This window comes from Bacteroides galacturonicus (genome assembly GCF_003096855.1).
GTDB classification, from domain to species: Bacteria; Bacillota; Clostridia; order Lachnospirales; family Lachnospiraceae; genus Lachnospira; species Lachnospira rogosae.
Genome location: NZ_QEOA01000004.1, coordinates 138,113 through 162,263, shown reverse-complemented (window position 1 = coordinate 162,263; position 24,151 = coordinate 138,113). Strand labels below are relative to the sequence as shown.

At 37.5% G+C, this 24,151-nt stretch carries 21 protein-coding genes; 2 read left to right on the top strand and 19 right to left on the bottom strand.

Going from position 1 to position 24,151, the window contains the following annotated elements; translation table 11 throughout:
• Positions 1–361: 361 nt before the first annotated feature.
• On the bottom strand, positions 362–1,849 hold the full coding sequence (gene thrC / locus C7390_RS05735; protein ID WP_055174122.1) for a threonine synthase: 1,488 nt from the start codon (positions 1,847–1,849) through the stop codon (positions 362–364).
• 378 nt (positions 1,850–2,227) lie between these two features.
• Here thrC and C7390_RS05730 point away from each other — a divergent pair, with 378 nt between their 5' ends.
• Entirely contained in the window at positions 2,228–3,055 is an 828-nt protein-coding gene (locus C7390_RS05730) for an AP2/ERF family transcription factor (protein WP_116443763.1), read from the top strand.
• An 881-nt stretch (positions 3,056–3,936) separates the two neighbouring features.
• On the opposite strand, the gene leuD is transcribed toward C7390_RS05730, so the two are convergent.
• The 5 genes from leuD to C7390_RS05705 all read right to left on the bottom strand — a co-directional run bounded on the left by leuD (position 3,937) and on the right by C7390_RS05705 (position 8,825).
• A complete protein-coding gene (gene leuD, locus C7390_RS05725) occupies positions 3,937–4,422 on the bottom strand; it encodes a 3-isopropylmalate dehydratase small subunit (RefSeq protein ID WP_116443762.1) in 486 nt (161 codons plus the stop codon).
• Between the two features lie 91 nt (positions 4,423–4,513).
• Positions 4,514–5,779 (bottom strand): 3-isopropylmalate dehydratase large subunit, encoded by a 1,266-nt coding sequence (leuC, locus tag C7390_RS05720; RefSeq protein WP_022502659.1) that lies wholly within the window; start codon positions 5,777–5,779, stop codon positions 4,514–4,516.
• A 197-nt stretch (positions 5,780–5,976) separates the two neighbouring features.
• Entirely contained in the window at positions 5,977–7,032 is a 1,056-nt protein-coding gene (locus tag C7390_RS05715) for a S66 family peptidase (RefSeq protein ID WP_116443761.1), read from the bottom strand.
• 15 nt (positions 7,033–7,047) lie between these two features.
• Positions 7,048–7,830, bottom strand: coding sequence for an adaptor protein MecA (locus tag C7390_RS05710; RefSeq protein WP_116443760.1), 783 nt, complete (start codon positions 7,828–7,830; stop codon positions 7,048–7,050).
• A 68-nt stretch (positions 7,831–7,898) separates the two neighbouring features.
• Positions 7,899–8,825 (bottom strand): hypothetical protein, encoded by a 927-nt coding sequence (locus tag C7390_RS05705; RefSeq protein ID WP_055174117.1) that lies wholly within the window; start codon positions 8,823–8,825, stop codon positions 7,899–7,901.
• 179 nt (positions 8,826–9,004) lie between these two features.
• Between C7390_RS05705 and C7390_RS05700 the strand changes: the two genes are divergently transcribed.
• A complete protein-coding gene (locus C7390_RS05700) occupies positions 9,005–10,501 on the top strand; it encodes a PIG-L family deacetylase (protein ID WP_116443759.1) in 1,497 nt (498 codons plus the stop codon).
• A 79-nt stretch (positions 10,502–10,580) separates the two neighbouring features.
• Here the strand turns inward: C7390_RS05700 and ilvC are convergent, their stop codons facing one another.
• The 13 genes from ilvC to C7390_RS05635 form a co-directional block, all read right to left on the bottom strand.
• Positions 10,581–11,606, bottom strand: coding sequence for a ketol-acid reductoisomerase (ilvC, locus tag C7390_RS05695; protein WP_055174115.1), 1,026 nt, complete (start codon positions 11,604–11,606; stop codon positions 10,581–10,583).
• A 31-nt stretch (positions 11,607–11,637) separates the two neighbouring features.
• Positions 11,638–12,129 (bottom strand): acetolactate synthase small subunit, encoded by a 492-nt coding sequence (gene ilvN / locus C7390_RS05690; protein ID WP_022502653.1) that lies wholly within the window; start codon positions 12,127–12,129, stop codon positions 11,638–11,640.
• A 43-nt stretch (positions 12,130–12,172) separates the two neighbouring features.
• Entirely contained in the window at positions 12,173–12,817 is a 645-nt protein-coding gene (locus tag C7390_RS05685) for an ATP-binding cassette domain-containing protein (protein WP_055174113.1), read from the bottom strand.
• Positions 12,818–12,838: 21 nt separating this feature from the next.
• Positions 12,839–13,600, bottom strand: coding sequence for an ABC transporter permease (locus C7390_RS05680; RefSeq protein ID WP_022502651.1), 762 nt, complete (start codon positions 13,598–13,600; stop codon positions 12,839–12,841).
• A complete protein-coding gene (locus C7390_RS05675) occupies positions 13,587–14,474 on the bottom strand; it encodes a hemolysin family protein (RefSeq protein ID WP_022502650.1) in 888 nt (295 codons plus the stop codon). Before C7390_RS05675 ends, C7390_RS05680 begins: the two co-directional genes overlap by 14 nt.
• Positions 14,475–14,560: 86 nt before the next feature.
• Positions 14,561–14,917 (bottom strand): type II toxin-antitoxin system PemK/MazF family toxin, encoded by a 357-nt coding sequence (locus C7390_RS05670; RefSeq protein WP_022502649.1) that lies wholly within the window; start codon positions 14,915–14,917, stop codon positions 14,561–14,563.
• Positions 14,918–15,051: 134 nt separating this feature from the next.
• Positions 15,052–16,236 (bottom strand): alanine racemase, encoded by a 1,185-nt coding sequence (gene alr, locus C7390_RS05665; protein ID WP_022502648.1) that lies wholly within the window; start codon positions 16,234–16,236, stop codon positions 15,052–15,054.
• Complete coding sequence (locus tag C7390_RS05660; RefSeq protein WP_116443758.1) at positions 16,236–17,867, bottom strand: NAD(P)H-hydrate dehydratase; 1,632 nt, start codon at positions 17,865–17,867, stop codon at positions 16,236–16,238. Before C7390_RS05660 ends, alr begins: the two co-directional genes overlap by 1 nt.
• On the bottom strand, positions 17,864–18,487 hold the full coding sequence (locus C7390_RS05655) for a hypothetical protein (protein ID WP_022502646.1): 624 nt from the start codon (positions 18,485–18,487) through the stop codon (positions 17,864–17,866). The genes C7390_RS05660 and C7390_RS05655 overlap by 4 nt, the downstream gene beginning before the upstream one ends.
• A 26-nt stretch (positions 18,488–18,513) precedes the next feature.
• The gene (locus tag C7390_RS05650) at positions 18,514–19,149 is read right to left on the bottom strand and encodes a redox-sensing transcriptional repressor Rex (RefSeq protein ID WP_022502645.1); all 636 of its coding nucleotides are present in this window, start codon (positions 19,147–19,149) and stop codon (positions 18,514–18,516) included.
• 130 nt (positions 19,150–19,279) lie between these two features.
• Entirely contained in the window at positions 19,280–21,736 is a 2,457-nt protein-coding gene (locus C7390_RS05645; RefSeq protein WP_022502644.1) for a homocysteine S-methyltransferase family protein, read from the bottom strand.
• On the bottom strand, positions 21,729–22,412 hold the full coding sequence (locus C7390_RS05640) for a methionine synthase (protein ID WP_116443757.1): 684 nt from the start codon (positions 22,410–22,412) through the stop codon (positions 21,729–21,731). Before C7390_RS05640 ends, C7390_RS05645 begins: the two co-directional genes overlap by 8 nt.
• The gene (locus C7390_RS05635; protein ID WP_022502642.1) at positions 22,413–24,050 is read right to left on the bottom strand and encodes a DEAD/DEAH box helicase; all 1,638 of its coding nucleotides are present in this window, start codon (positions 24,048–24,050) and stop codon (positions 22,413–22,415) included.
• Between the last annotated feature and the right edge of the window lie 101 nt (positions 24,051–24,151).

Sequence of the window (24,151 nt, the reverse complement as noted above, 5' to 3'; positions counted from 1 at the left end):
TGCTAATATCAACATAATTAAGGTATCACTTTGCAAGGGTGATGTCAACAATTAATTTAATTTTTTGTATAAATAAATTATAAACTTTATTAAGTGTTTGGAGAAGGGGGTGGGGCTTCGGGCACCAGAAAGCTGATTGGATATTTCTAAGACTTTCCTTTTGTTGTGGTTATGATGGACACAAACGCTCAGACGCAACGTCCTGTTGCGTATTCGCTCCATCGCACATCCGTGTGCGATAATTCTATCAGAATTTCCTATTACATAAAAAACTGCTGTGTAAATCTGGGGCTTTGCCTGATTTACACAGCAGTTTTATTGAGGTTAAAATTATTCTTAATAGAAATTACTTAGGATTAGATTATATTCCTAAGAATTTCTTTACTTCATTGGTCATCTCGCTTACTTCACATACTGTGTTGTGGAGGACTGGAGCTGTTCTGATTTCTTCGATAGCGTTAGGAACTTTTACTTTAGCAAGTTCGCTTAACTTATCTACAAGTTCAAAGTCACCCATTGAAGCATACTTAGGGTCGATTGCTTCCATTACGCTTCTTGTAAACTTGTATGGGCTTGCTGTTGAAGCTATAACTGTCTTAGTTTCGTCCTTAGTGTCTGCCTTGTACTTGTTATAAACTGTAGCAGCTACTGCTGTATGCGTATCTATAACATATCCACAAGTTTCATATAAATCCTTTATAGTAGCAGCATCTTCCGCCTCTGTAGCATAATTGCCATAGAAATCTGAAAGCTGTGCTTTCATATCAGCAGTAATCTCATACTTACCTGTTTCTTTAAGTGAAGCCATAAGCTCGCTGTTCTTCTCAGCACTGTTGCCTGCTATTCTATAGATAAGTCTTTCAAGGTTGCTTGAGATAAGAATATCCATAGATGGTGATGTTGTAAGAACGAAATCTCTGTTTCTGTCATACTCACCCGTTGTAAAGAAATCGTATAACACCTTATTCTCATTAGAAGCACATATAAGCTTATTAATAGGAAGTCCCATATTCTTAGCATAAAATGCAGCAAGGATATTACCAAAGTTACCTGTAGGAACTACTGCATTAATCTTTTCACCTGCCTTGATTTCTCCGTTAGCAAGAAGTCTTGCATATGCATATACATAGTATACAATCTGTGGAACAAGACGTCCTATATTGATTGAGTTAGCTGATGAGAACTGGAAGCCGGCATTGTTCATAACCTTTTCAAGTTCCTTATCACCAAATATATTCTTAACACCTGTCTGTGCATCATCAAAGTTACCCTTAATTCCAATTACGTGAGTATTAGCACCCTTCTGTGTAACCATCTGCTTTTCCTGAATAGGGCTTACACCGTTCTTAGGATAGAATACAACAATTCTTGTTCCTGGAACATCTGCAAAACCTGCAAGAGCTGCTTTACCTGTATCTCCTGATGTTGCTGTAAGTATTACTATTTCATTTTTAACATCATTCTTCTTAGCTGATGTTGTAAGTAAGTGTGGTAATATAGATAAAGCCATATCCTTAAATGCAATAGTTGCACCATGGAATAACTCTAAGAAATATGCACCCTCTGCCTTAACTAATGGTGCAATCTCTTCAGTATCAAACTTAGAATCATAAGCTTTGTCAATACAGTTCTTTAACTCTTCTTCTGTAAAGTCATCAAGCATAAGCTTCATAACTTCATAAGCAACTTCCTTATAAGACATCTTTGAAAGTTCTTCTAAGCTCTTATCTAATGAAGGAATAGATTCTGGTACGAATAATCCACCATCTGGAGCAAGTCCCTTTAATATAGCCTGTGAGGCTGTTACTCTTACACTATCATCCCTTGTACTTCTGTAAAATAAACTCATCTCTTATTCCACCTTCTTATTTTATTGGGGTGAATCACAGTCAATCTGATGCATAACCGTCTCCCACATACATATGTACCTGCCAGAACAACATCTGGTAAATGGAACAGCTTTATCATCACTAACCGGATTCCTGTTAAAAATGCTTTAAACAGAAACCATTATACAACAGGAATGATACGAAAAACAATAGGTATATTGAATTATTACTAATTTTATCATATAATTTATAGGATTGATAAATATTAGACAATTTCCGGCTGACAGTAATATATACAATATTATTAAGATAGCAATGTATTTATTATAAAATCAAATTAACATATCACTAATATATGATAGCATAATAATCAAGATACGTTAAAGGAGAACCACAACTTGGCTAAAGGTGTTTACAAGACCAATAAAAAAGACGGCTCTGTATATTACAGGGTTTCAATAACATATAAGAATAAACATATAAGTATCGGAAGTTATGATGATGAAAATACAGCCTCACAGGTTTACTGTACTGCTTGCGATATACTTTTTAAGCCTGATATATATTATGTTAATATTGACCTTCATACTTCATCATACGCCGAATGTCATATTGATTTTCCTTATTCTAAGTTCATAAGTCTTATTAATTTCCGCGACAATGGCATATATATTAAGACACCCATATACCTGTGCAACAAGGCATTTTTGTATTTTCTTGAACCCGGGAATACTCTTATATTTTCCATTGATGACCTTTTCTATTATTCGCACCACACAATTATGTGCCGCGGCGGTTATTATTTCGTAAATGATTATGGTATGCAGACAAGCATTTTATCCAGATTTGGAATACGCAGTCATTCCGTTAAAGGAAAAGATTACATTTTCAGGAATAATGACGAACACGATTTCAGATATGAAAATGTGTGTGTAGTCAATAAATATAATGGCGTGAGCCAGATTGTAAAAAACGGACGTATAATGTTCCAGAGCAGAATTCACATTAATGGTGATTTTATAATAGGGACTTATGGGACGGAATATGAGGCAGCTATTGCTTATAATAAGGCAGCTGATATGCTAGAACCGGTGTTTCCGGTGAGTTATACAAGGAATTATATTGAGGATATATCGCACATTACTTATGCGGCTGCTTATAATAGTGTGAAGATTTCTAAGAGGGTGATTGAGTATGTTAAGAGGCTGGCGGAAAAAGTGAAATAATTGACAATTAGTGGGTTATAAATTTAATTGACAACGGATAGCTTTCAATTGACAACGGATAGCTTTTAATTGACAACGGACGCGGGCGGAATAGCCAATATATCAACATCAGGCACGCTCCCGCTACTCTCAAACGCAGCGGATACTAAGGCGGTAAAGGACACCGCCTAAGTACCGGCGTTTTCAAAGCACCTGACTTTTGATATATTGGCTATTCCGCCCGCTGGGTGTCTATTCATTTAAAGGGTATTTGTCTTATTCACTTGGCTTCTTAATAGATAACAGATATAGCAGATATAACAAAATTACATTGTAATTATTTCAACTGGTGTAATTGTGTTATATCTGTTATTTTTATTCCTATATTCTATATTGCAATACTATATTATAACCAGCTAATCTGTGCAATCTACCTACTGTGAACTACAATCGCCAGCAACTAACTATCCACTGCAATCCAGGCGGTCAGACCCCCCTTCATATAGAATATATTCTATAATCTATGTTCCGACTACACCTATACCTCTCATATACAATACGCACCTGTCTCCTGCCAATGCTCTCTACATCCATCTTATAGGCAAATACATATTATATGACATACAGATTGTGCTTGCCACTAAACCCTCTGCATCTATCTTCTGCCAGCACCCAGAAATACAACGAAATAGCGGCTATATATCGTTAATCAGGTACTTTGAAAACGCCGGTACTTAGGTGCTGTCCTTTAGCACCTTAGTATCCGCTGCGTTTGAGAGTAGCGGGAGCGTGCCTGATGTTGATATATAGCCGCTATTTTGTTGTATTTCGTCCGTCTGCCACAAAGCTCAATAGAATTAGAATTATTGTCCATTAAGCAGCACCGGTGTGTAATGCATTTTTTATTTATTATTGATATAATTCACAAGTCCCTCAGCCTTTATGATTTTCTGCATAAATTCTGGGAATGCCTGTCCCTGGAATGTATGTCCTGTTGTCTTATCTGTGATAACGCCGCTGTCAAAGTCTATGGCTACATCATCACCTGCATTGATAGCCTTAGCTGCTTCTGGACACTCTATAATAGGAAGTCCGATGTTAATTGAATTTCTGTAGAATATTCTTGCAAATGTCTCTGCAATAACACAGCTTACACCTGCTGCCTTAATAGCTATAGGTGCGTGCTCTCTTGATGAACCACATCCAAAGTTCTTATTAGCAACAATTATGTCGCCTTTATTAACATTTTTCACAAAATCCTTATCGATATCTTCCATACAGTGAGTAGCAAGCTCTGCTGGGTCTGAAGAATTAAGATATCTTGCAGGAATAATAACGTCTGTATCTACATTATCGCCGAATTTAAAAACTCTTCCTTCTGCTTTCATATACTCCTCATTTCCTGTGTATTCGTACACATTTATAATTCATAATAATTATGTATCTTCTAAATATATTCAGTGTGCTGATTACAATATATTATAAACCAAGGTCAGATGGCTGGCTTATCTTGCCTGTAACTGCACTTGCTGCTGCAACAGCAGGGCTTGCAAGATATATTTCTGAATCAACGTGTCCCATACGTCCAACGAAGTTTCTGTTAGTTGTTGATACACATCTCTCGCCTTCTGCAAGGATACCCATATATCCACCAAGACATGGTCCGCAGGTTGGTGTGCTGACAACTGCTCCTGCTTTAATAAATGTCTGTACAAGACCTTCTTCTATAGCCTGCATATATATTTTCTGTGTAGCTGGGATAACGATTACTCTTAAGCCCTTTGCTACCTTTCTGCCTTCTAATATCTTAGCGGCACATCTTAAATCATCAATACGTCCATTAGTACATGAACCGATAACTACCTGATCAATCTTGATATCATCTATAGAATCAACTGTGTGTGTATTCTCTGGAAGATGTGGGAATGCTACTGTTGACTTAATTGTGCTAAGGTCAATATCAATCACCTGATCGTATTCTGCATCGTCATCTGCTGTATATTCAACAAATGGTCTCTTAGAATGTTCCTTCATATACTCTCTTGCAAGATCATCAACAGGGAATATTCCGTTCTTTCCACCTGCCTCTATAGCCATATTGGCAATAGTAAATCTATCATCCATAGTAAGTGTAGATACTCCCGGACCAGCAAATTCCATAGACTTATAAAGAGCTCCGTCAACACCTATCATTCCGATAATATGAAGAATCACATCTTTACCGCTTACCCAAGGGTTAAGCTTTCCTGTAAGATTGAACTTAATAGCTGATGGTACTTTAAACCAGGCCTTACCTGTTGCCATACCTGCTGCCATATCTGTTGAACCTACACCAGTTGAGAATGCACCAAGTGCACCATATGTACATGTATGTGAATCAGCACCGATAATAACATCGCCAGCTACTGTAAGTCCCTGCTCTGGTAAAAGAGCGTGCTCAATACCCATCTGTCCTACTTCAAAGTAGTTAGTAATATCATGCTTTGCTGCGAATTCTCTTACACATTTGCAGTGCTCTGCTGACTTAATATCCTTATTAGGCACAAAATGATCTGGAACAAGTGCAATCTTATCCTTATCAAATACTGTCTTAACAGTCATCTTATCCATTTCATGAATGGCAACTGGAGATGTAATATCATTACCAAGTACGAGGTCTAAGTCCGCCTCAATTAATTGTCCTGCTTTAACTTCAGAAAGACCTGCGTGAGCCGCAAGAATCTTCTGTGTCATTGTCATTCCCATTATAAATCCTCCTTTATCCGCGAAGTATATACTTATATATTTAACGCTTAATCTTATTTATTTTACAGTATATTCCATACATTTGCAAGATATCTGAATTCTATACGTTTTTATGTTTTATAAGCATAAAATTTTTACATATTTCATCATATCTGGTACATTTTACACTTTTCATCATAATATATACATTTTATATATTACTTTAACTCATATGAAAAATGTATATTATCATCTTTAACAGAAACTTCTGCATATGCACCGCTTATTACAGGCATTGCTGGTGGAAGATGCCCCAGATCTGCATCCATAATTACCGGAACATTGTATCTTCCTGCTGTTTTAATAATAGCACTGTACTGGTCAAGTCCCATCATTTCCTGTCCATATACAAGTGGCCTTCCAATTACAAATGCCTTAACATTCTCAAACCAGCCAGCATTGTCCATCTGCCACATAGCCCTTCTTATTGAAAATACATTAAGGTCGCAGCTTTCAAGAAACCATATAATGCCATCATCGCTGTATTTACTATTAAATTCCTTAACTTTGTCGTATTTAGTTCCTAAAAGGTTGACAAGGCAGTCCATACATCCGCCTATAAGCCTGCCTGATGCCTTTATATTATTAAAGCTTTCTGAACTATTATCAAGCTTCTTATCTCCTATATAAGCTGTAAGCACCTTTTTCTCAGTAAGGTTATACGCTGGCGTGGGATTGTCCTCTGTCTTTAAAGACTCCTTTTCCCACATATCATAACCACTTATATTAAGCTTTTCTCCCGTCAGCACGCCGATTGCATCAAGCTGGGAATTATGAAGCTTGTCTACACCAAATGCCGCCGCACAAGGTCCATATACGCTTGCAGTATCAGCTATTGTATTAAGCAGAAATGTAAAATTCGTATTGTCTGAATATCCCATAAACCACTTAGGTTCTGCTTTAACAATCTTATCCCAGTCAACATAACCAAGAATTTCACACATAAGCTCACCTCCGCCGCATGATATTAATGCATCAGACTTGTCAGATGTGTACATATCAGTAAGCTCCTGTCCACAAAGCTCTGGCGTATTGCTTATTCCTATTCCATTTGCCTCATATACATTAGGACCATTAACTATTCCATAACCTAGATTTTTAAATCTCTCCTGTGCCTTTTTAAAACCTGTAATATAAGGCTCCGTTGCACAGCCAAATGATGGTGCAACGAAGCCTATATTTCCATTACAGGCAAGAAAATGCGGATACCTCATATTCTTCTCCCTTAATTATAAATACTTCTTAACTTTATTAATCGCGTTGGCTTTTATAACCGCCTCACAATTCTCCTTAACCCATATAACTCTCTGCTCTTTCTCTGAGTCAAGGCGTGCATACTCGCTTATAACATTACATATTGAGTTATAGCGTTCCCTGGCACATCTTCCCTTCTCAAGCACAAGATAATACCGGTTGTCCTTCTTATATATTCCATTGGCAACTCCCCATACCTTAGGGCATACCATACACATATCTTCAAAGTCCTCAAAGCTGTCAAGAATATATACGCCATAGCCTACAGTCACAACATCACTGACCTTTGGCTTATTATCTTTCGCTTTCTTAGCTTCTTTTATAAATTTCTCTGCCTCAGGTATGTCTTTCATCTGGTCAAATATATCCTTCAACTTATCAAATGCCGCAAACTCCGGAGCTTTAAGATCCTCACCGCCATTCTTTATAACATTACTCTCACTCTTTGACCTGTCACCTAAAGCTTTTGCAGCTCTCTCGCCTGCCTGCTTTAACATATTACCAAAATCTTCCTTTCCTGATGATACAGTAAGAAGGATTGAATGGTCTGGCTGTGGTGCAAGCTGTAATGACATAACGCCGCCACCAAGTTCAACTCCTATATTCTTATGTGCTTCGTCCATAATAACTTCCAACAGATTATGTATCTTTTCTGTGTCATTTCTAAAGAAATCATCAAGTGTTATATTATTATATTCAAGATCCTCTTCGTATAACAGGCATTGAAACTTGTCTTCATTTATCTTCTTAAATTCCATAAATTACCATTCCCATCTAGTCTATATATAATTCAACATTTTAATAATAACATATCTGTCAATATTAATCACGCTAATTTATGCAAAATCTGTCTTACAAGTTTATCCATCATTCTCTCAATATATACATCTTCGCCTTTCACCTCACATCGGAAGCTCTTATCACCCCTGTATATATTGGCTGCAATAACAGCATTTTTACCATTAAATGATACAATCACCTTTGCATCATCTACCATTCCGTAAGACTTAATCCGCCCTATTAATGCACTTTCAATATCTATTATCTTTATAGTCTGCTCATCGCTTGCCTTCCCTATAATACTGCATATTTCCTCATCATCAGCAGTAAGTATTGCAGACACTGCCTCCCCTGTATCCGGTATATATATATTATTCTCCACATAATTATAATCACAGCCTCTTATGTGGTTGAGCCTTAACATTCTTATATTATCGCTTCCTGCAAATACCCCATCACACTCATTTTCCATAAGCATATCAATGCAGTCCTCTATTGTATCTAAAAGCTGGCACCCGGTATTATCATAAATGTATCTGCACCTTTTAAGCTTATCGTAATTGTCCGTATAAAGCTTTACTTTATTATCTGTATCAGCACTTCTTCGTTTCTTCTTAGTTATAAGCACAGCCCTTGTGTCCCGCCTTTTTGTTATTGCACTAAGTGTGACACCTTGTTTTAATATTTCAGACATATCATTAGCAAAAAGTTCATTAAGACCTGTAACTCCCACATCTATATAACCTGCTGATATTGCATCAGATACAGCTACTGACCACGGCACAACATCATTCATATTACATAATACATTTTCAGGCACCCCTGCTATTCCTGATGTATTAAAATGCCTGCCACCGCCTATATCAAACTTAGTAAAGCTCACATCCTTGTGTACCTTTTTAATATGGCTTATGACAAGCTCTGTCTGGGCATTTATTATTTCGTTATTACATATTCCAACTCTCAGCCTCATTTTACTAATATCTTCTTTCCTTATATCCATTTATCTATTAAAAATATCTATTCTAATTAAATGTATCTATTTAAACGTGCCATTTTGCATCTTTTCTTGAAAGTATGTGCATAATATGTTATTTTACCATATGGTAAAAACAATATAAACATTAAATATATACAGATTGGAGATTAATAATGAAACTGCTACTTAAATCTGCTGTCATTGCATTTTCCGCCATCGGAATAGTGTTGTCTTCACACACCATTTCCTATGCGGCAGACAGCAGTACTGCTAATATTGCAAATGCACCGGACATCACATCTGGAAATTCTGCCACAACTGACAATGATACAGCACATAATATAGGCATAACCGTATCCGTTAATAATAATGGCAGTGTATCTGATTACACTAAGAATTTAACAGACGGCTCATATGACACAACTATTAATCTCGTCCCTAATGCCACAGTAAATGTCAAAGCAGATGAGAACATTTATGGGCTTTACATCATATGGAGCAGTGAAGTCACTAATTATACGATTACTTATAACAGCCAGACTGTTAAGTGTGGAGAAAATGGATTTCTTCACGATTATATGGATATCAAAGACGGAAGCCGTGATATTACAATAAATGTACCAGAGGGTATGCAGATATCAGACATATACGCATATTCCAGGGGAAATCTTCCTGACAATGTGCAAAGATGGGAAGCACCTCTGTATGGAATGACAGATATTCTTGTATTCTCAACACACGCTGATGATGAGATATTATTCTTAGGTGGAGTTCTTACTAACTATGGCGGTGAGCAAAATCTTAATGTACAGATTGCCTATATGTGCGATTTCTTTCTCACTGAACCTGTAAGACAGCACGAGGAACTTGATGGTCTGTGGGAATGTGGAATTAAGAATTATCCTGTTAAAGGAACATTTGAGGACTTATACTCCTTAAGCCTTGAAAAAGCCAAATCACAGTATGTATATGATGATATTATCTCATATTCAACAGAATGTATAAGAAAGTTCAAGCCTTTAGTATGTGTATCACAGGATTTCAATGGTGAATATGGACACGGCGGACACCGTATATATGCCGCCGCAATACAGGAAGCATTAGAAGCTTCCAATAACGCTGATATGTATCCTGATTCTGCTTCCAAGTATGGCTTATGGGACGTTCCAAAGGCCTATTATCATCTTTATGGTGATAATACAATAACTCTTGATGTAGATACACCGCTTGATAAGCTTGGCAGCCGCACTTCTGTACAGGTATTACAGGACGCTTTCAAAAAACATGTATCACAGATATCTTATTCATTTAATATGCTTGACAGCGGTTATGCAATAACCTTTAATGGACAATTCGATACACGTTCATTCGGACTTTACAGAACTTTTGTCGGCTTGGATACAACTAATAATATGATGGAAAATGTTACACCTTACAAAGAACAGGCTGCTACCAAGACGGACGAACCTATAGATGTTGAATTCGGCATTGACCAAGAAGATACTGCCGATAATGCCGCAAACACCAAGCCTGATATCAAACAATCAGCAATTACAATAATTGCTATTATTATAATCGGAGTTGTTATTATAGCCCAGGCATATAGAACCAGGAATTTATATAAGAAAAAATATGATGCGAACAAGGACGAATTCGAGAATAAGCAGTAAGCCATCAGAATTCCCTATTACATAAAAATACCCCTCCTTACCAATACAGTAAGGAGGGGTTATATTCTGCTTATAATTATTAGTTGTTGATAAGCTTGTCTGATTCGTTGTTCCAGCTATAAAGCTTTCTTATCTCTGCACCAACCTGCTCTGATGGATGCTCTGATGCAAGCTTTCTCATAGCCTTGAAGTGAACCTGTCCGCCAGCTTCACTCATATCAAGTAAGAATTCCTTAGCAAATGTACCATCCTGGATATCTGAAAGAATCTTCTTCATAGCCTTCTTTGTATCCTCTGTGATGATCTTAGGACCTGTTATGTAATCACCATATTCAGCTGTGTTAGAGATAGAATATCTCATACCTGCAAAGCCTGACTGGTAGATAAGATCTACGATAAGCTTCATCTCATGGATACATTCAAAGTATGCGTTACGTGGATCATAACCAGCTTCGCAAAGTGTTTCAAAACCAGCCTGCATAAGTGCACATACACCACCACAAAGAACTGCCTGCTCACCAAAGAGGTCTGTTTCTGTCTCTGTTCTGAATGTTGTCTCAAGAAGACCTGCTCTTGCTCCACCAATACCAAGACCATAAGCAAGTGCCATATCAAGAGCCTTACCTGTCTCATCCTGTTCTACAGCTACAAGACAAGGAGTTCCCTTACCAGCCTGATATTCAGAACGTACTGTATGTCCAGGTGCCTTAGGAGCGATCATAGTAACATCAACGCCCTTAGGAGCCTTAATTAAACCGAAGTGAATATTGAAACCGTGAGCAAACATAAGCATATTGCCTGGTTCAAGGTTTGGTTCAATATCTTCCTTATATAATTTAGCCTGCTTCTCATCGTTGATAAGAATCATAATAATATCAGCTTTCTTAGCTGCCTCTGCTGCTGTGAATACTTCAAAGCCCTGCTCTTCAGCTCTCTTCCATGACTTTGATCCTTCATAAAGACCGATAATTACGTGGCATCCTGAATCCTTTAAGTTTAATGCATGTGCATGTCCCTGGCTGCCGTAACCGATGATTGCGATTGTCTTTCCATCAAGTAATGATAAATTACAATCTGACTGATAATAAATCTTAGCCTCTGCCATCTTACAAATACCTCCGAATGTAATAAATAATTTATTTTAAATTTGCAGCACCACGAGCAAGTCCAGTTATTCCAGTTCTTGCGAGTTCTGTAATTTTAAAACCATCAAGTAATGCGATAAATGAATCTATCTTGCTCTGGCTTCCTGTAAGCGAAATAATAAGAGAATTCTTAGCAACATCTACTATATTAGCCCTGTATATATCTGCCATAGTTGTTATCTGCTGTCTTTCCTCTCTTGTACATAATACCTTGATAAGAACAAGTTCCCTGCATACAGATTCATCATGAGGAAGTTCTACGATTTCCTTTACATCAATAAGCTTAGCAAGCTGCTTTTCAATCTGCTCAAGAATATCATCATCACCTGTTACTGTTATTGTCATTCTTGAAAGCTTAGGGTCAAGTGTCTCACCAACTGTAAGACTGTCAATATTATAGCCTCTTCGACTGAATAAGCCTGCTACACGGCTAAGAACACCTGATGAATTGTCTACTAGAATTGAAAATACTGCTCTTCTCATATCTCTTTCCTCCATACTGCCAATATATGACAGTCATCTAAAATCACACATTATTGTAGCAACTGCCAGCTTTATTGTCAACAAAAAGCACATTAGCTCTTAATTTTTTTACATCTTCCTCATCGTGTGTGGATATTATCACAATACGATTATTGATATTATTAATTATATAATTAATAACATTATCTTTGGTAACTTCATCAAGACCTGCAAATGGCTCGTCCATAATAACTATATCCGATTCAGCCATCACTGCCCTTACAATCTCAACACGCCTCTTCATGCCACCGCTTAATTCACTACAAGGCTTATCTAGTGCCTCTTTGTCAAGAAGCTTTAAAAGCTCACTCTTTACAGCAAAAGCCACATCTCCCACAGAATTCTTCTTATTCTTCTTTAGCACCATTTTTACATTAATCACTGGTGACAGGTGTTCTATAAGCCTGCAATCCTGAAATACTGCTGAAAACCCTGGCTTAACACTTTGTCCATTATCATTAACGAATTCCACTATGCCTTTATCCGCTTTAACAACTCCCATTATAATATTAAGGAGTGTAGTCTTTCCAGCTCCTGATTGTCCCCTGATACAGATTATCTTAGATGAAGTAAATTCTGCATTAGCATTAGCAAGGACTGTGATGTCATTGTACTTCTTTGATATATCTGATAATTTTAATGTTTTCATATTTTTACCAATTTAATAATTTTATATATGCTGTATGCACTTATATAGCATCTTCGCAAGCCATATTATACATTTTTCTATAACAAGGCTCACCACAATTACAACTATGCTCCACGAGAATAACTCAGCAGATAACAGATACATTTTGGCATAGTACATCTGCGTACCGATTGTCCCTGTCACAAGCCCTATTATCTCTGCCGATATTCCAGCTTTAAAGCACATTCCGGCTGCCACCTTTAACTGTGCTGTAATATACGGATATACACCTGTAAGATATACATATCTGAATGTGTTAAATGCAGTCATATCATATACTCTGGCAAGTTCTATCTGCTTGTTATCTGTATTATCAATGCCTTCTTTTACACCTGTCGTAATCATTGGTATTACAACCATTGCACTGATAATAAATGTAACATTTTTAGAACCCCACCACATAAGCACAAGTATTATAAATGCCGCAACCGGAAGTGATTTCATTAACTGTACGGCAATGCCGAGCCACTCCTTTAAAAAATCAAACCGTGCAGACAATATTCCTGCACATATTCCAATCAGACAGCCAGCAAGCATACCCGACATAATATGCATAACACTTAAATACAGTATCCCATAGAACTGCCTTGTAACAAGCATACCCGCCAGTGTCCTTAATACAGTAACAGGACTTGCAAGCAAAAGCTCAAGTCCTGTCATCACACTGGCAATCTGCCATATTATCAGCCACAAAGATACTGCCGCCAGCCTTTTTATAAGCTTATTAATCTTATCCGGCTTCATTACCCTTATCCTTCTTATCAGCTTTACTCACAAGCACCTTCTGAATCATCTTATTGCCAACAGATAATATGCGGAATATATATCCCCCACACTCTGTTTCAAACTCTTCATTCTCATCAGGAATCTTACCAAGCTTATATATAAGATATCCATTGATAGTATCAATATCTTCACAGTCAAACTTAATATCAAGCTTCTCTTCAATATCTTCAAGAGGTGTCTGGCCGTCCATCTCGTAACTTCCATCAGAAAGCTGTCTTATCTGCTCCTCTTCCTCGTCATATTCATCAAAAATATTACCTACTATCTCTTCAAGTATATCTTCCATTGTAATAATTCCTGTTGTCTGTCCATACTCATCAACAACAACAGCAAAATGATTCTTCTTTGACTGCATTTCCTTAAACAATACACTTATGCTTCTTGTCTCTGGAATACAGAATGGGTCAAACATAACCTGATTTTTAACCTGATAAAGCTTCTTATCCTTATCACTGCCTTTAACGTATACCTTCAGAAGATCTCTGATATGTAATATGCCAATTATGTTATCAATATCATCATCATATACAGGATATCTTGAGTAGCTTTCTTCCATCACTATATCAAATGCCTCTTTAACTGTAAGTGAGGCATCAAGTGCTACTATGTTCTTCCTGTGGGTCATAACATCTGATGCCTGCTTCTCGGCAAATTCAAATATATTGCCAATCATCTCAGCTTCATTCTCAGCTATAACTCCCTGTTCATGGCTTTCATTAACCATATCCATAATCTCTTCTGTTACATCTTCGTCGCGTTTTCCTTTAGTAAGCTTCTTAAATAAGCCAGAAAACAATCCTTGGTTCCCATCCGCGGGATGACCATCATTCATAGTTATATCCATTTCCTTTCGTTATTTAGATAATTATATTATTATATAATTATTCCCTATAGAATACCATATATTCTATTATATCGTCAATCTTGTTTCAGGTTCATCTCAAGACTAACCCTCAATGCCTTGTCAACCTGATTAATTATCTCATTATCAAGATGACATACTTTATCTTTGAGTCTTTTCTTGTCTATTGTTCTTAACTGTTCCAGCAATATAACTGAATCTTTTACGATATCGTAATGACACGCATCAATCTCAACGTGCGTTGGCAGCTTAGCTTTATTCATCTTGGATGTTATAGCTGCACATATAACTGTCGGACTATGCCTGTTGCCTGTATCATTCTGAATTATAAGAACAGGTCTTATACCTCCCTGTTCAGAACCTACCACAGGTCTTAAATCTGCATAAAATATATCCCCACGTTTAATTACCACTTATATCACACTCCCAAAGCATTTACTTAATTGTTTATACTCAAAGTATTGCCAAGGTTTCGGACGTGTATTCAATTATTTTGCAGGTTTGTTATTTAATAATTTTATGAAAATGCTGTATATTACACTACTTCTTAATCTGTTATTAACTTCCAGTTCTCATGAAAATAATCATGACTTCCAATATATTGTCCATTAAGATAATAATTTCTTGGAATTCTCTTGCCAAGGTCACACACAAATTCATAATTAAATGTTCCTGCTAAAGCAGCAATCTCTTCAACTGTAATCTCTGCATCCTTGTCTTTTCCTACTAATGTTACAACATCACCACGATTTACAGGACCTATATCTGTAACATCTACCATCATCTGGTCCATACATACCCTTCCTGTTATAGGAGCTTTCTTACCATTAATAAGCACATATCCCTTTGATGATAATGACCTTGGATATCCATCGCCATATCCCACTGTTACAGTTGCAAGCACTGTTTCTCTCTTAGTTTCAAATGTTCCGCCGTAACCTATCTTTTCTCCTGCTGGAACTGTCTTTACCATAGCTACATGGCTTTTGAGCTGTAGTGCTGGTTTCAGTGCTACTGCTGACTTATCCACTTCATCTGATGGATACATACCATATAAAGCAATTCCAAGTCGCACCATTCCATGATTAGCCTGTGGCATATCTATAATAGCTGCACTGTTGGATACATGCTTTATCTCAAATGATATACCTTCTTTCTTCAACGCATCATCAAAAGCATCATACTTTGCAATCTGTCTTAATGCAGCGGTCTTATCCTTCTCATCAGCAGTTGCAAGATGTGTAAACAGGCCTCTTGCATTGAGTGCCTTTAAATTCTTTATCTTTTTAACTATCTCAACACCACTTTCATCTGGCTCAAGACCTATTCTTCTCATTCCGGTATCAACCTTGATATGGCAGAAAGCTACCTTTCCAAGCCTTAAGGCAACATCATTAAGTGCCTTGGCTGTCTCATAGTCAAATACTGTTGCATCTATTTCATTCTTAACCAATGCCTCATATTCCTCAGGCTCAACATAGCCTAATATAAGTATTGGCTTATTAATTCCATTTTCTCTTAAATTAACAGCTTCATCCAGCGTAGCAACTGCATATCCATATACTAAATCTCTTACTGCCTTGGATACAGCCACATCTCCGTGTCCATAGCCATCTGCTTTAACAACTGCAAGTGCCTTTGTTGAAGGTTCTGTCTTGCTCATAAGCTCAATACAATTAGCCCTGATTGCATCCAGATCTACATCTGCATATACTCTGTAATACTTACTCATTATTCACCTCTTGCTTTTATAAGCACATTTTTTATATTGTCAATAATATCGCCCGCAACCATAGAATACTTACCATTACTTAAGGCAGCTTCATCTCCTGCACAGCCGTGTATATATACGCCAAGTGCTGAAGCTTCAAAAGTAGTAAGTCCCTGTGCCATAAGTCCTGTTATTATGCCTGAAAGCACATCTCCCGAACCTCCTGTTGCCATTCCATCATTGCCTGACATATTAATATACACTCTTTCTCCATCAGAAACAATAGTTCTTGCATCTTTTAATACACATACGCAATTATGTTCTCTTGAATATGTTCTTGCTGTATCTATAGGATTATTCTTTATCACCGCAATATCAAGTCCTGTAAGACGTGACATTTCTCCTATGTGTGGTGTAACGACAACATTCTTATCTGACATATCATCTTTATATGAAGCATTACAACTATTGCCGCCAGCTTCATAGTCTACATCATCATTACTGCCATCAAGTTCAATTTTATATTGGGCGATTATATTAAGGGCATCTGCATCATACAGCTTTTTAATATTCTTCTTTGCTGACACACTTCTTACAAGCTTTACTGCACTTTCTTCCATAGACAGCCCCGGACCTATGCACACAACATCTGCCCAGCAGATACATTTATCCACTAATGTCTCTGTATTCTTAACAAAATCGCCACATTCCTCATCAGTATCATATGTATCAACAATACATTCCATATTGCCCGTTATAACTGCTGTACGGTTGCTTATATGCGTAAGGGTTCTTACAAGCCCTGAACCTATACGTGCCGCCGCTCTTGAACTTAATACTGCTGCACCTCCATAAAGCCTTGAACCAGCTATTACAAGTGCCTTTCCAAATGTTCCTTTATTGCCATCAGGCTTTCTTAGCGGAAGCATATCAGATATATCACTATAATCATATGTGAAAATATCCCTTGTCATATCCGGATATTGTGCAAAACCTATATCTTTTCTTATAATCTTCCCACAATATGAAGCTGCTGGATATAATATATGTCCGATTTTTTCAAATCCGAAGGTAACTGTTATATCAGCATTAACCGCAGATCCCATAACCACACCTGTCGATGCACTTATACCTGATGGTATGTCAACAGCCACAACAAGCCTGTTTCCATTATTGTCGCTATTCTGTGTATACTGTGAACGCACTGATGTACTGCATTTATTAATTGTATCTACTACTATTCTGGCCTCTCCTGCCAGTTCTCTTGATAAGCCATTGCCAAATAAGGCATCTACAATAACCCCATATTTAGAAAAATCCGGGCTATTAATACATTCTATGCCCAGATTCTTTATTATGTTCAATTGTATATCGAATTCTTTGGTAGAAGCGTGTGAGTTAATTATATACACATCCACATTGTAGCCCTTAAGATAAAGCTGTCTTGCCACCGCAAGTCCATCTGCCCCATTATTGCCACGTCCACATACGCATATAATGTCTGTATGTATATTTCCTTTAACCTTGCTTTCAATAGCTTCTGTCACTGAGAGTGCGGCTCTTTCCATAAGCACAACTGATGGTATACCAAGAGTATTAATTGAATAAGAATCCACATTCTTCATAGAAGCCGCATCTAATACATATCTCATTCCTGCTTATCTCCTACATTGCCTTCATTAATTCTGTCAACTGCACTACAATTCTCAGGTCCGATAATATCGTGTATAAGAGAATACATATTATTATTAACAGTTTCTTTATCCTGTTTTATAAGAATATTCTTCTTAAGCTTGACTCTTGTAGCATTAATCCACTTATCAAGTACCTCTATATCCTCTGTATTGGCATTCATTCTGTCATAGCAGGCTTTAAGTGTCTCTGTAAGAAGCTTCTCGTTAGCCCTTGCCAATTCTCTTGGTACTTCTAAGAGTTCATCTTCAAGCGAAGCTATCTTGTCATTAGACTCCTGTATAAGTCTTTGGTTCTGGCTCATACGCTTCTGCTTCTGCCTGCTTGAATCATCATCTTCCATATTCTCAACAACATCATTGATAAGCTGCTTTTTAAGCTTCTTGATGTCTTTAATGTCATTATTAATTCTTCCCTGCTTCTTAAGCAGTTCATTAACCTGTTTCTCCCAATACGCAATCTCATCTGTCTTATTCTTCTCGTTAATAAGGTGATACCATCGCTCATCAAGCGTAAGAATCGGAATATTCTTAAATACATCACTATTCTTTAACAATTCATAAGTTATCTTAGACACCATCAATTCCCCCTTTGGATTTAATATCTTTATGAGTGCTTATTGGCAATTGTGTAAGAAAGTCTCATAAGGCTTTCTGATAAATGTACATTCTCAACTATTACGTCATCTGGCAGATTAAGATCTGTATGTGCGAAATTCCATATAGCCTTAATTCCTGCATCTGCAACCTGCTTTCCGATTTCCTTAGCCGCCTGCTTTGGTATTGTCAGTGCAACTATCTCTATATCGTTCTTATGTATAAAATCGGCAAGTTGATCCATCATCATTATATCTATTCCGTGAATGCTTTCACCTTTAAGCTCTGGATTGTTATCAAATACGCCGCATATAACAAAACCACGCTTCTCAAAGTCTGTATAATTAACAATAGCACGTCCAAGGTTACCAGCACCTATTATTATCATATTATGCTTCCTGTCTATTCCAAGTATCTTGCCTATCTCATCATAAAGATACTTCACATTATATCCATATCCCTGCTGTCCAAAACCTCCGAAATTATTGAGGTCCTGTCTTATCTGTGATGCTGTAACTTTCATTCTCACACTTAAATCTTTAGATGAAATCCTCTGAACACCACTTTCTATAAGTTCGCCCAGATATCTGTAATATCTTGGCAATCTTCTTATAACAGCCGATGAAATCTTCTTATTCTCTTCCATAACATTCTCCATTCCTGTGCAATACTGCTACGAAAAGGAGATGGGAAACCTGTAATTACCAGCTTCCCATCAGCCTTCAAAATTAATGTTAATTATATAACTATTTTGCTAAAAAGTAAAGAAATGTACTCTATCCAAGCACTCTCTTAGCAATATCCACAGACTCCTTTGCATCCTTTGAATAGAAATCCGCATGTATTTCCTTAGCATATTCAGGAGTAAGCACTGCTCCTCCTACCATAACCTTACAATCAAGATTGTTCTTATGTATAAGTTCTATTGTCTTTTTCATTGAAACAAGTGTTGTTGTCATAAGTGCTGACAGACCACAAAGCTTCGCACCATTTTCTTTAATCGCATCTACAACAACCTGATATTCAACATCCTTTCCAAGATCAATAACCTCATAACCATAATTCTCAAGAAGTACCTTTACGATATTCTTTCCAATATCGTGGACATCTCCCTTAACCGTCGCAATAACAATCTTTCCCTTGCTTACAGGTGCATTATTGCTCATAATCATATGTTTTCTTATAACCTCAAACGCTCCCTGTGCAACGCCAGCCGCCATTATAAGCTGTGGCAGGAATAATGTTCCCTTCTCGAACTCCTCACCTATCTTATCAAGTGCAGGAATCAAGGCATTATTAACAATGTCCATAGAATCCATACCTGCAAGAAGTTCTTCTGTTATTGCTGCACCTTCATTTTTTAGACCTTTCTCTACTGCATAGAATAAGTCATCACAGGTATAACTGCCCTTCTTATCCTTAAGATTAACACTTCCACCTGCCTGTGCTGTCTGACCACCCTGTACTGCATTTGCCGCTGTATTCATTGGATTAATCTTGCTTATATTAGGCATTGAAGCATAAGCCTTAATATAATCAACAGAATTCTTATCTATATTGGCAAGAAGCTTATATGCCCTTACTGCCCCCATCATCTCATATATGTTAGGGTTAATAATCGCAAGATCAAGACCATTCTGCATAGCCATTGTTAAGAAAATGTGATTGACAAGCACTCTGTTAGGAAGTCCGAAAGATATATTCGATACACCAAGCACCGTCCTTAAGCCAAGAGTATGCTTAACCTCATAAAGTGCATTAAGCGTTTCCATTACCCCCTCCTGTTCGGCTGAGGCTGTAAGTGTAAGACAGTCTATATATATATCCTCTTTAGGAATTCCTATAGCTATTGCCCTGTCCATAATCTTTCTTGCTATGGCAACTCTGTCTTCTGCTTTCTTAGGAATACCATCTTTATCAAGAGCAAGGCCAATTACTGCCGCACCATATTTTTTAACTATTGGCAGAATGTTATTAAGAGAGTCTTCTTCTCCATTAACTGAATTGACAATCGGCTTACCATTATATACTCTTAATGCAGCATCAAGAACCTCAGGTATAGTTGAGTCAAGCTGGAGAGGCACATCCACAACTGACTGAAGTGCTTTCACAGTATCAACCATCATCTGTCTTTCATCAATTCCCGGAAGTCCTACATTGACATCAAGAATATCAGCACCCGCACCTGTCTGTTCTAATGCCTGTCCAAGTATATAATCCATATCATTATCTAAGAGTGCCTGCTTAAATACCTTTTTACCTGTTGGGTTAATTCTCTCTCCTACAACTCTTGGCTGGTCAACTATAACTGTGCTTGTAGCTGAGCATACAGCCGATGGCATTTTCACTGGCTCTTTTGCTAAATTGCCTTCTTTATGTAACATATCTGATAAGCACTTTATGAATTCAGGAGTTGTTCCACAACAACCACCGAATATTTTAATGCCATACTTTCTTAAATCCTTCATAAATTCAGCAAACTGCTCTGCTGTCACATTATATTCATTAGTAACAGGGTCGGGAAGTCCTGCATTAGGCTTTACTATAACCGGAAGATTAGTCCAGCCTGTAAGTTCCTTAATAACCGGCTCAAGTTCCTTAGGTCCAAGTGAACAGTTGACACCTAAGGCATCAACTCCAAGTCCTGATATTGTAAGTGCAAATGAAGATATCTGACATCCTGTAAATGTACGCATATTTTCTTCAAATGTCATAGTCGTCATTATTGGAAGCTGGCTATTCTCCTTTGCTGCAAGCACTGCCGCTTTCACATCTAACAGATCTGTCATTGTCTCAAATACAACAAGATCTGCACCTGCCGCCTCACCAGCCTTGACTATCTCAGCATACATCTCATAAGCTTCCTCAAAGCTTAATGTACCTGTTGGCTCTAGAAGCTGTCCTATAGGTCCTACATCAAGTGCTACAAGTGCTCGTGGATTCACATTGGCACACGCCTTCTTTGCATTTTTAATTCCCGCTGTTACAAGTTCATCAACTGAATGCCCACATTCTTCAAGCTTATATCTGTTGCCACCAAATGTATTGGCATATATTATGTCTGCACCTGCCTTTAGATACTGCTCGTGTATGGAAATGAGAAGTTCCGGTTCTGTAATATTAAGCATCTCTGGTGTTTCACCCATCTTCATTCCTGCCGCCTGAAGCATAGTACCCATTCCACCATCAAGAATCACATAATCCTTTTGTAAAAGTTCTTTTAATTTATTCATTACAATGTCCTCCTGCTTCCCTGAATCTGCATGTACCTTTAAGGTTACACGACATACAGCCTTTTTTCTTTGAACTGACCTCTCCGGTTGTAAGCCCAATAACTGCTGTTACAGACTTGGTTGGTGTCATCATATCAGTCTTTCCTATATTAAGCCCTATAAGCTTAGGTGCATTTAGTATTTTTAAGAATTCGCCCTGCTGTGACAAAGGCAGATCACCATATCCTATTCCAAACCTGAATGTCTGGTTATACTCTGGAAGTTCCTCTTTAATAACAGCCTCAACCTTATCGCATACCTGTTCAATTGCTGCACTTGCCATACTGTCTGATATTACAGCCTTGGCAAGGTCTGAGGCCTGCATCACCCTTAACATCCTGTCTATTCCATCAGAGATTGTCACTGCTATAAGTGCCGCTTTATTACAGCCTTTAAGATGTTCTTTAATTGAGTTTCCTTTTAATGTAACAGAAGTCCCTTCAAGCCTTACGCCCTCATCGACCTGTGTCACATCCACTACCCTGTATACATATCTTGGAACTGCCGCTTTTAAGACCTCTGCCTCACATTCATCTATAAGGCTGTTTATTGTCTCATCTGCCCCTATTCCCTTGTATCCTAAGTACCTTAATACTTCTGCCCTGTTTATACTGCTTAATGTCACCTGTTTTTTCATTTATTTATTCTTTCTTGCTTTGTCCTTATGCTTGCCTTTTCCTCTGCCCTTGCCTCTTGACTGGTTAGCCTTCTCAACATTAACACGGCGTCCCTTAATCTGCACGTTATCATTCATTGCCTTAAGAATTTTCTCTGCGTGTATAGCTGGTACATCAACAAATGTATAGTTGTCCATCATATCTATCGCGCCTACAAGCTTGCCAGGCATACCAGATTCACCTGCAATAGCTCCAAGAATATTAGCTGGCTTTATTTTATCCTTTTTTCCAATATTAATAAAGAGTCTTACCATTCTTGAATCATCTTTATCTGTATCAAAATGGAATTCTTCTACTTCATCTTCTCTGTCAAGGGTATCACCTATAAGCATTTTTAAAAGTGCTGCTGCCATATCCATAGATGTATATTCTTCCTGATTAACGTGTTCTTCAACAAGATTAACCATATCTGTAAGTCCACCCTCTTCGATTGTCTGTCTGATTTTATCAAACATATTATCAAGCTTGGTGTTCTTAACATCATCCAATGATGGAACAGGCTTTGCAAGTATCTTAGTCTTACAGTAACGCTCGATATCCTTTAACTTATACACTTCCTTGCCACTTATAAATGAAAGTGCCATTCCAGATCTTCCTGCACGCCCTGTTCTTCCAATTCTATGAACATAATATTCCTCATCCTGAGGAATGTCATAGTTAAATACCATATCTACATCATCAACATCAATTCCTCTTGCTGCTACATCAGTTGCTATAAGTATGTCTACCTTGCCGCTTCTAAAGTCATCCATTACTCTGTCACGCTGCTGCTGTTTCATATCACCATGTATTCCATCAGCAAAATAACCTCTGCCCTTAAGCTCTGATATAAGCTCATCAACCTGTCTTTTAGTGTTACAGAACACTACTGAAAGTCTTGGATTGTATATATCAATAAGCCTGCACAATACTTCTGTCTTATTCTTAGGTCTTACCTCATAATAGAACTGTTCTATATTAGATACTGTAAGTTCTTTTCTTACTACCTTTATAATCCTGGCATCTTTCTGGAAATTTCTTGCAATATCCATAATAGCCTTTGGCATAGTAGCTGAGAACATTACTGTCTGTCTGTCTTCTGGCGTTTCTGTAAGAATTGTTTCCATATCTTCCCTGAATCCCATATCAAGCATTTCATCAGCTTCATCAAGAATAACCATATTAATATTATCAAACTTAACAGTCTTTCTTCTCATATGGTCCATAACTCTTCCAGGAGTTCCAACAATAATCTGTACGCCCGTCTTTAATGACTTTATCTGTCTTACTATCTCCTGTCCTCCATATACTGGAAGAACTTTAATATCACTCATATATTTGGCAAGTTTTCTTATCTCCTCAGCCACCTGTACAGCAAGCTCTCTTGTAGGGCAGAGTACGATTGCCTGAGGCTTTTTTATCTGTGGGTCTATCTTCATAAGCATAGGAATTGTGTATGCTGCTGTCTTACCAGTACCTGTCTGTGCCTGTCCGACAACATCAATACCTTCACATACAGCTGGAATTGCCTGTGTCTGTATAGGTGAAGTTTCCTCAAATCCCATATCCTCAATAGCTCTTAATATTCTTTCATCAATGTTTAACTCGTCAAATTTCATTCATTTCCTCATTTCTTAAATTTAATACACTTATCTTAGTCTAACTTTTTAATAATACATTATAGGAAGAAATAAGTCAAAAAAATTGCAATTTATTCTTA

Bases quoted from the DNA above. Each gene is read 5' to 3' on its own strand.
- C7390_RS05680 (WP_022502651.1), bottom strand. From the start codon at position 13,600: ATGAAGCCGGATAAGATTAATAAGCTTATAAAAAGGCTGGCGGCAGTA.
- alr (WP_022502648.1), bottom strand. From the start codon at position 16,236: ATGAGTAAGTATTACAGAGTATATGCAGATGTAGATCTGGATGCAATC.
- C7390_RS05660 (WP_116443758.1), bottom strand. From the start codon at position 17,867: ATGAGATATGTATTAGATGCGGCTTCTATGAAGAATGTGGATTCTTAT.
- thrC (WP_055174122.1), bottom strand. From the start codon at position 1,849: ATGAGTTTATTTTACAGAAGTACAAGGGATGATAGTGTAAGAGTAACA.
- C7390_RS05640 (WP_116443757.1), bottom strand. From the start codon at position 22,412: ATGAAAAAACAGGTGACATTAAGCAGTATAAACAGGGCAGAAGTATTA.
- C7390_RS05635 (WP_022502642.1), bottom strand. From the start codon at position 24,050: ATGAAATTTGACGAGTTAAACATTGATGAAAGAATATTAAGAGCTATT.
- C7390_RS05710 (WP_116443760.1), bottom strand. From the start codon at position 7,830: ATGGAATTTAAGAAGATAAATGAAGACAAGTTTCAATGCCTGTTATAC.
- ilvC (WP_055174115.1), bottom strand. From the start codon at position 11,606: ATGGCAGAGGCTAAGATTTATTATCAGTCAGATTGTAATTTATCATTA.
- C7390_RS05705 (WP_055174117.1), bottom strand. From the start codon at position 8,825: ATGAGGCTGAGAGTTGGAATATGTAATAACGAAATAATAAATGCCCAG.
- C7390_RS05650 (WP_022502645.1), bottom strand. From the start codon at position 19,149: ATGGAAGAGAATAAGAAGATTTCATCGGCTGTTATAAGAAGATTGCCA.
- leuD (WP_116443762.1), bottom strand. From the start codon at position 4,422: ATGAAAGCAGAAGGAAGAGTTTTTAAATTCGGCGATAATGTAGATACA.
- C7390_RS05655 (WP_022502646.1), bottom strand. From the start codon at position 18,487: ATGGTGTCTAAGATAACTTATGAATTGTTAAAGAATAGTGATGTATTT.
- ilvN (WP_022502653.1), bottom strand. From the start codon at position 12,129: ATGAGAAGAGCAGTATTTTCAATTCTAGTAGACAATTCATCAGGTGTT.
- leuC (WP_022502659.1), bottom strand. From the start codon at position 5,779: ATGGGAATGACAATGACACAGAAGATTCTTGCGGCTCACGCAGGTCTT.
- C7390_RS05675 (WP_022502650.1), bottom strand. From the start codon at position 14,474: ATGAATGATGGTCATCCCGCGGATGGGAACCAAGGATTGTTTTCTGGC.
- C7390_RS05645 (WP_022502644.1), bottom strand. From the start codon at position 21,736: ATGAATAAATTAAAAGAACTTTTACAAAAGGATTATGTGATTCTTGAT.
- C7390_RS05715 (WP_116443761.1), bottom strand. From the start codon at position 7,032: ATGAGGTATCCGCATTTTCTTGCCTGTAATGGAAATATAGGCTTCGTT.
- C7390_RS05700 (WP_116443759.1), top strand. From the start codon at position 9,005: ATGAAACTGCTACTTAAATCTGCTGTCATTGCATTTTCCGCCATCGGA.
- C7390_RS05685 (WP_055174113.1), bottom strand. From the start codon at position 12,817: ATGAAAACATTAAAATTATCAGATATATCAAAGAAGTACAATGACATC.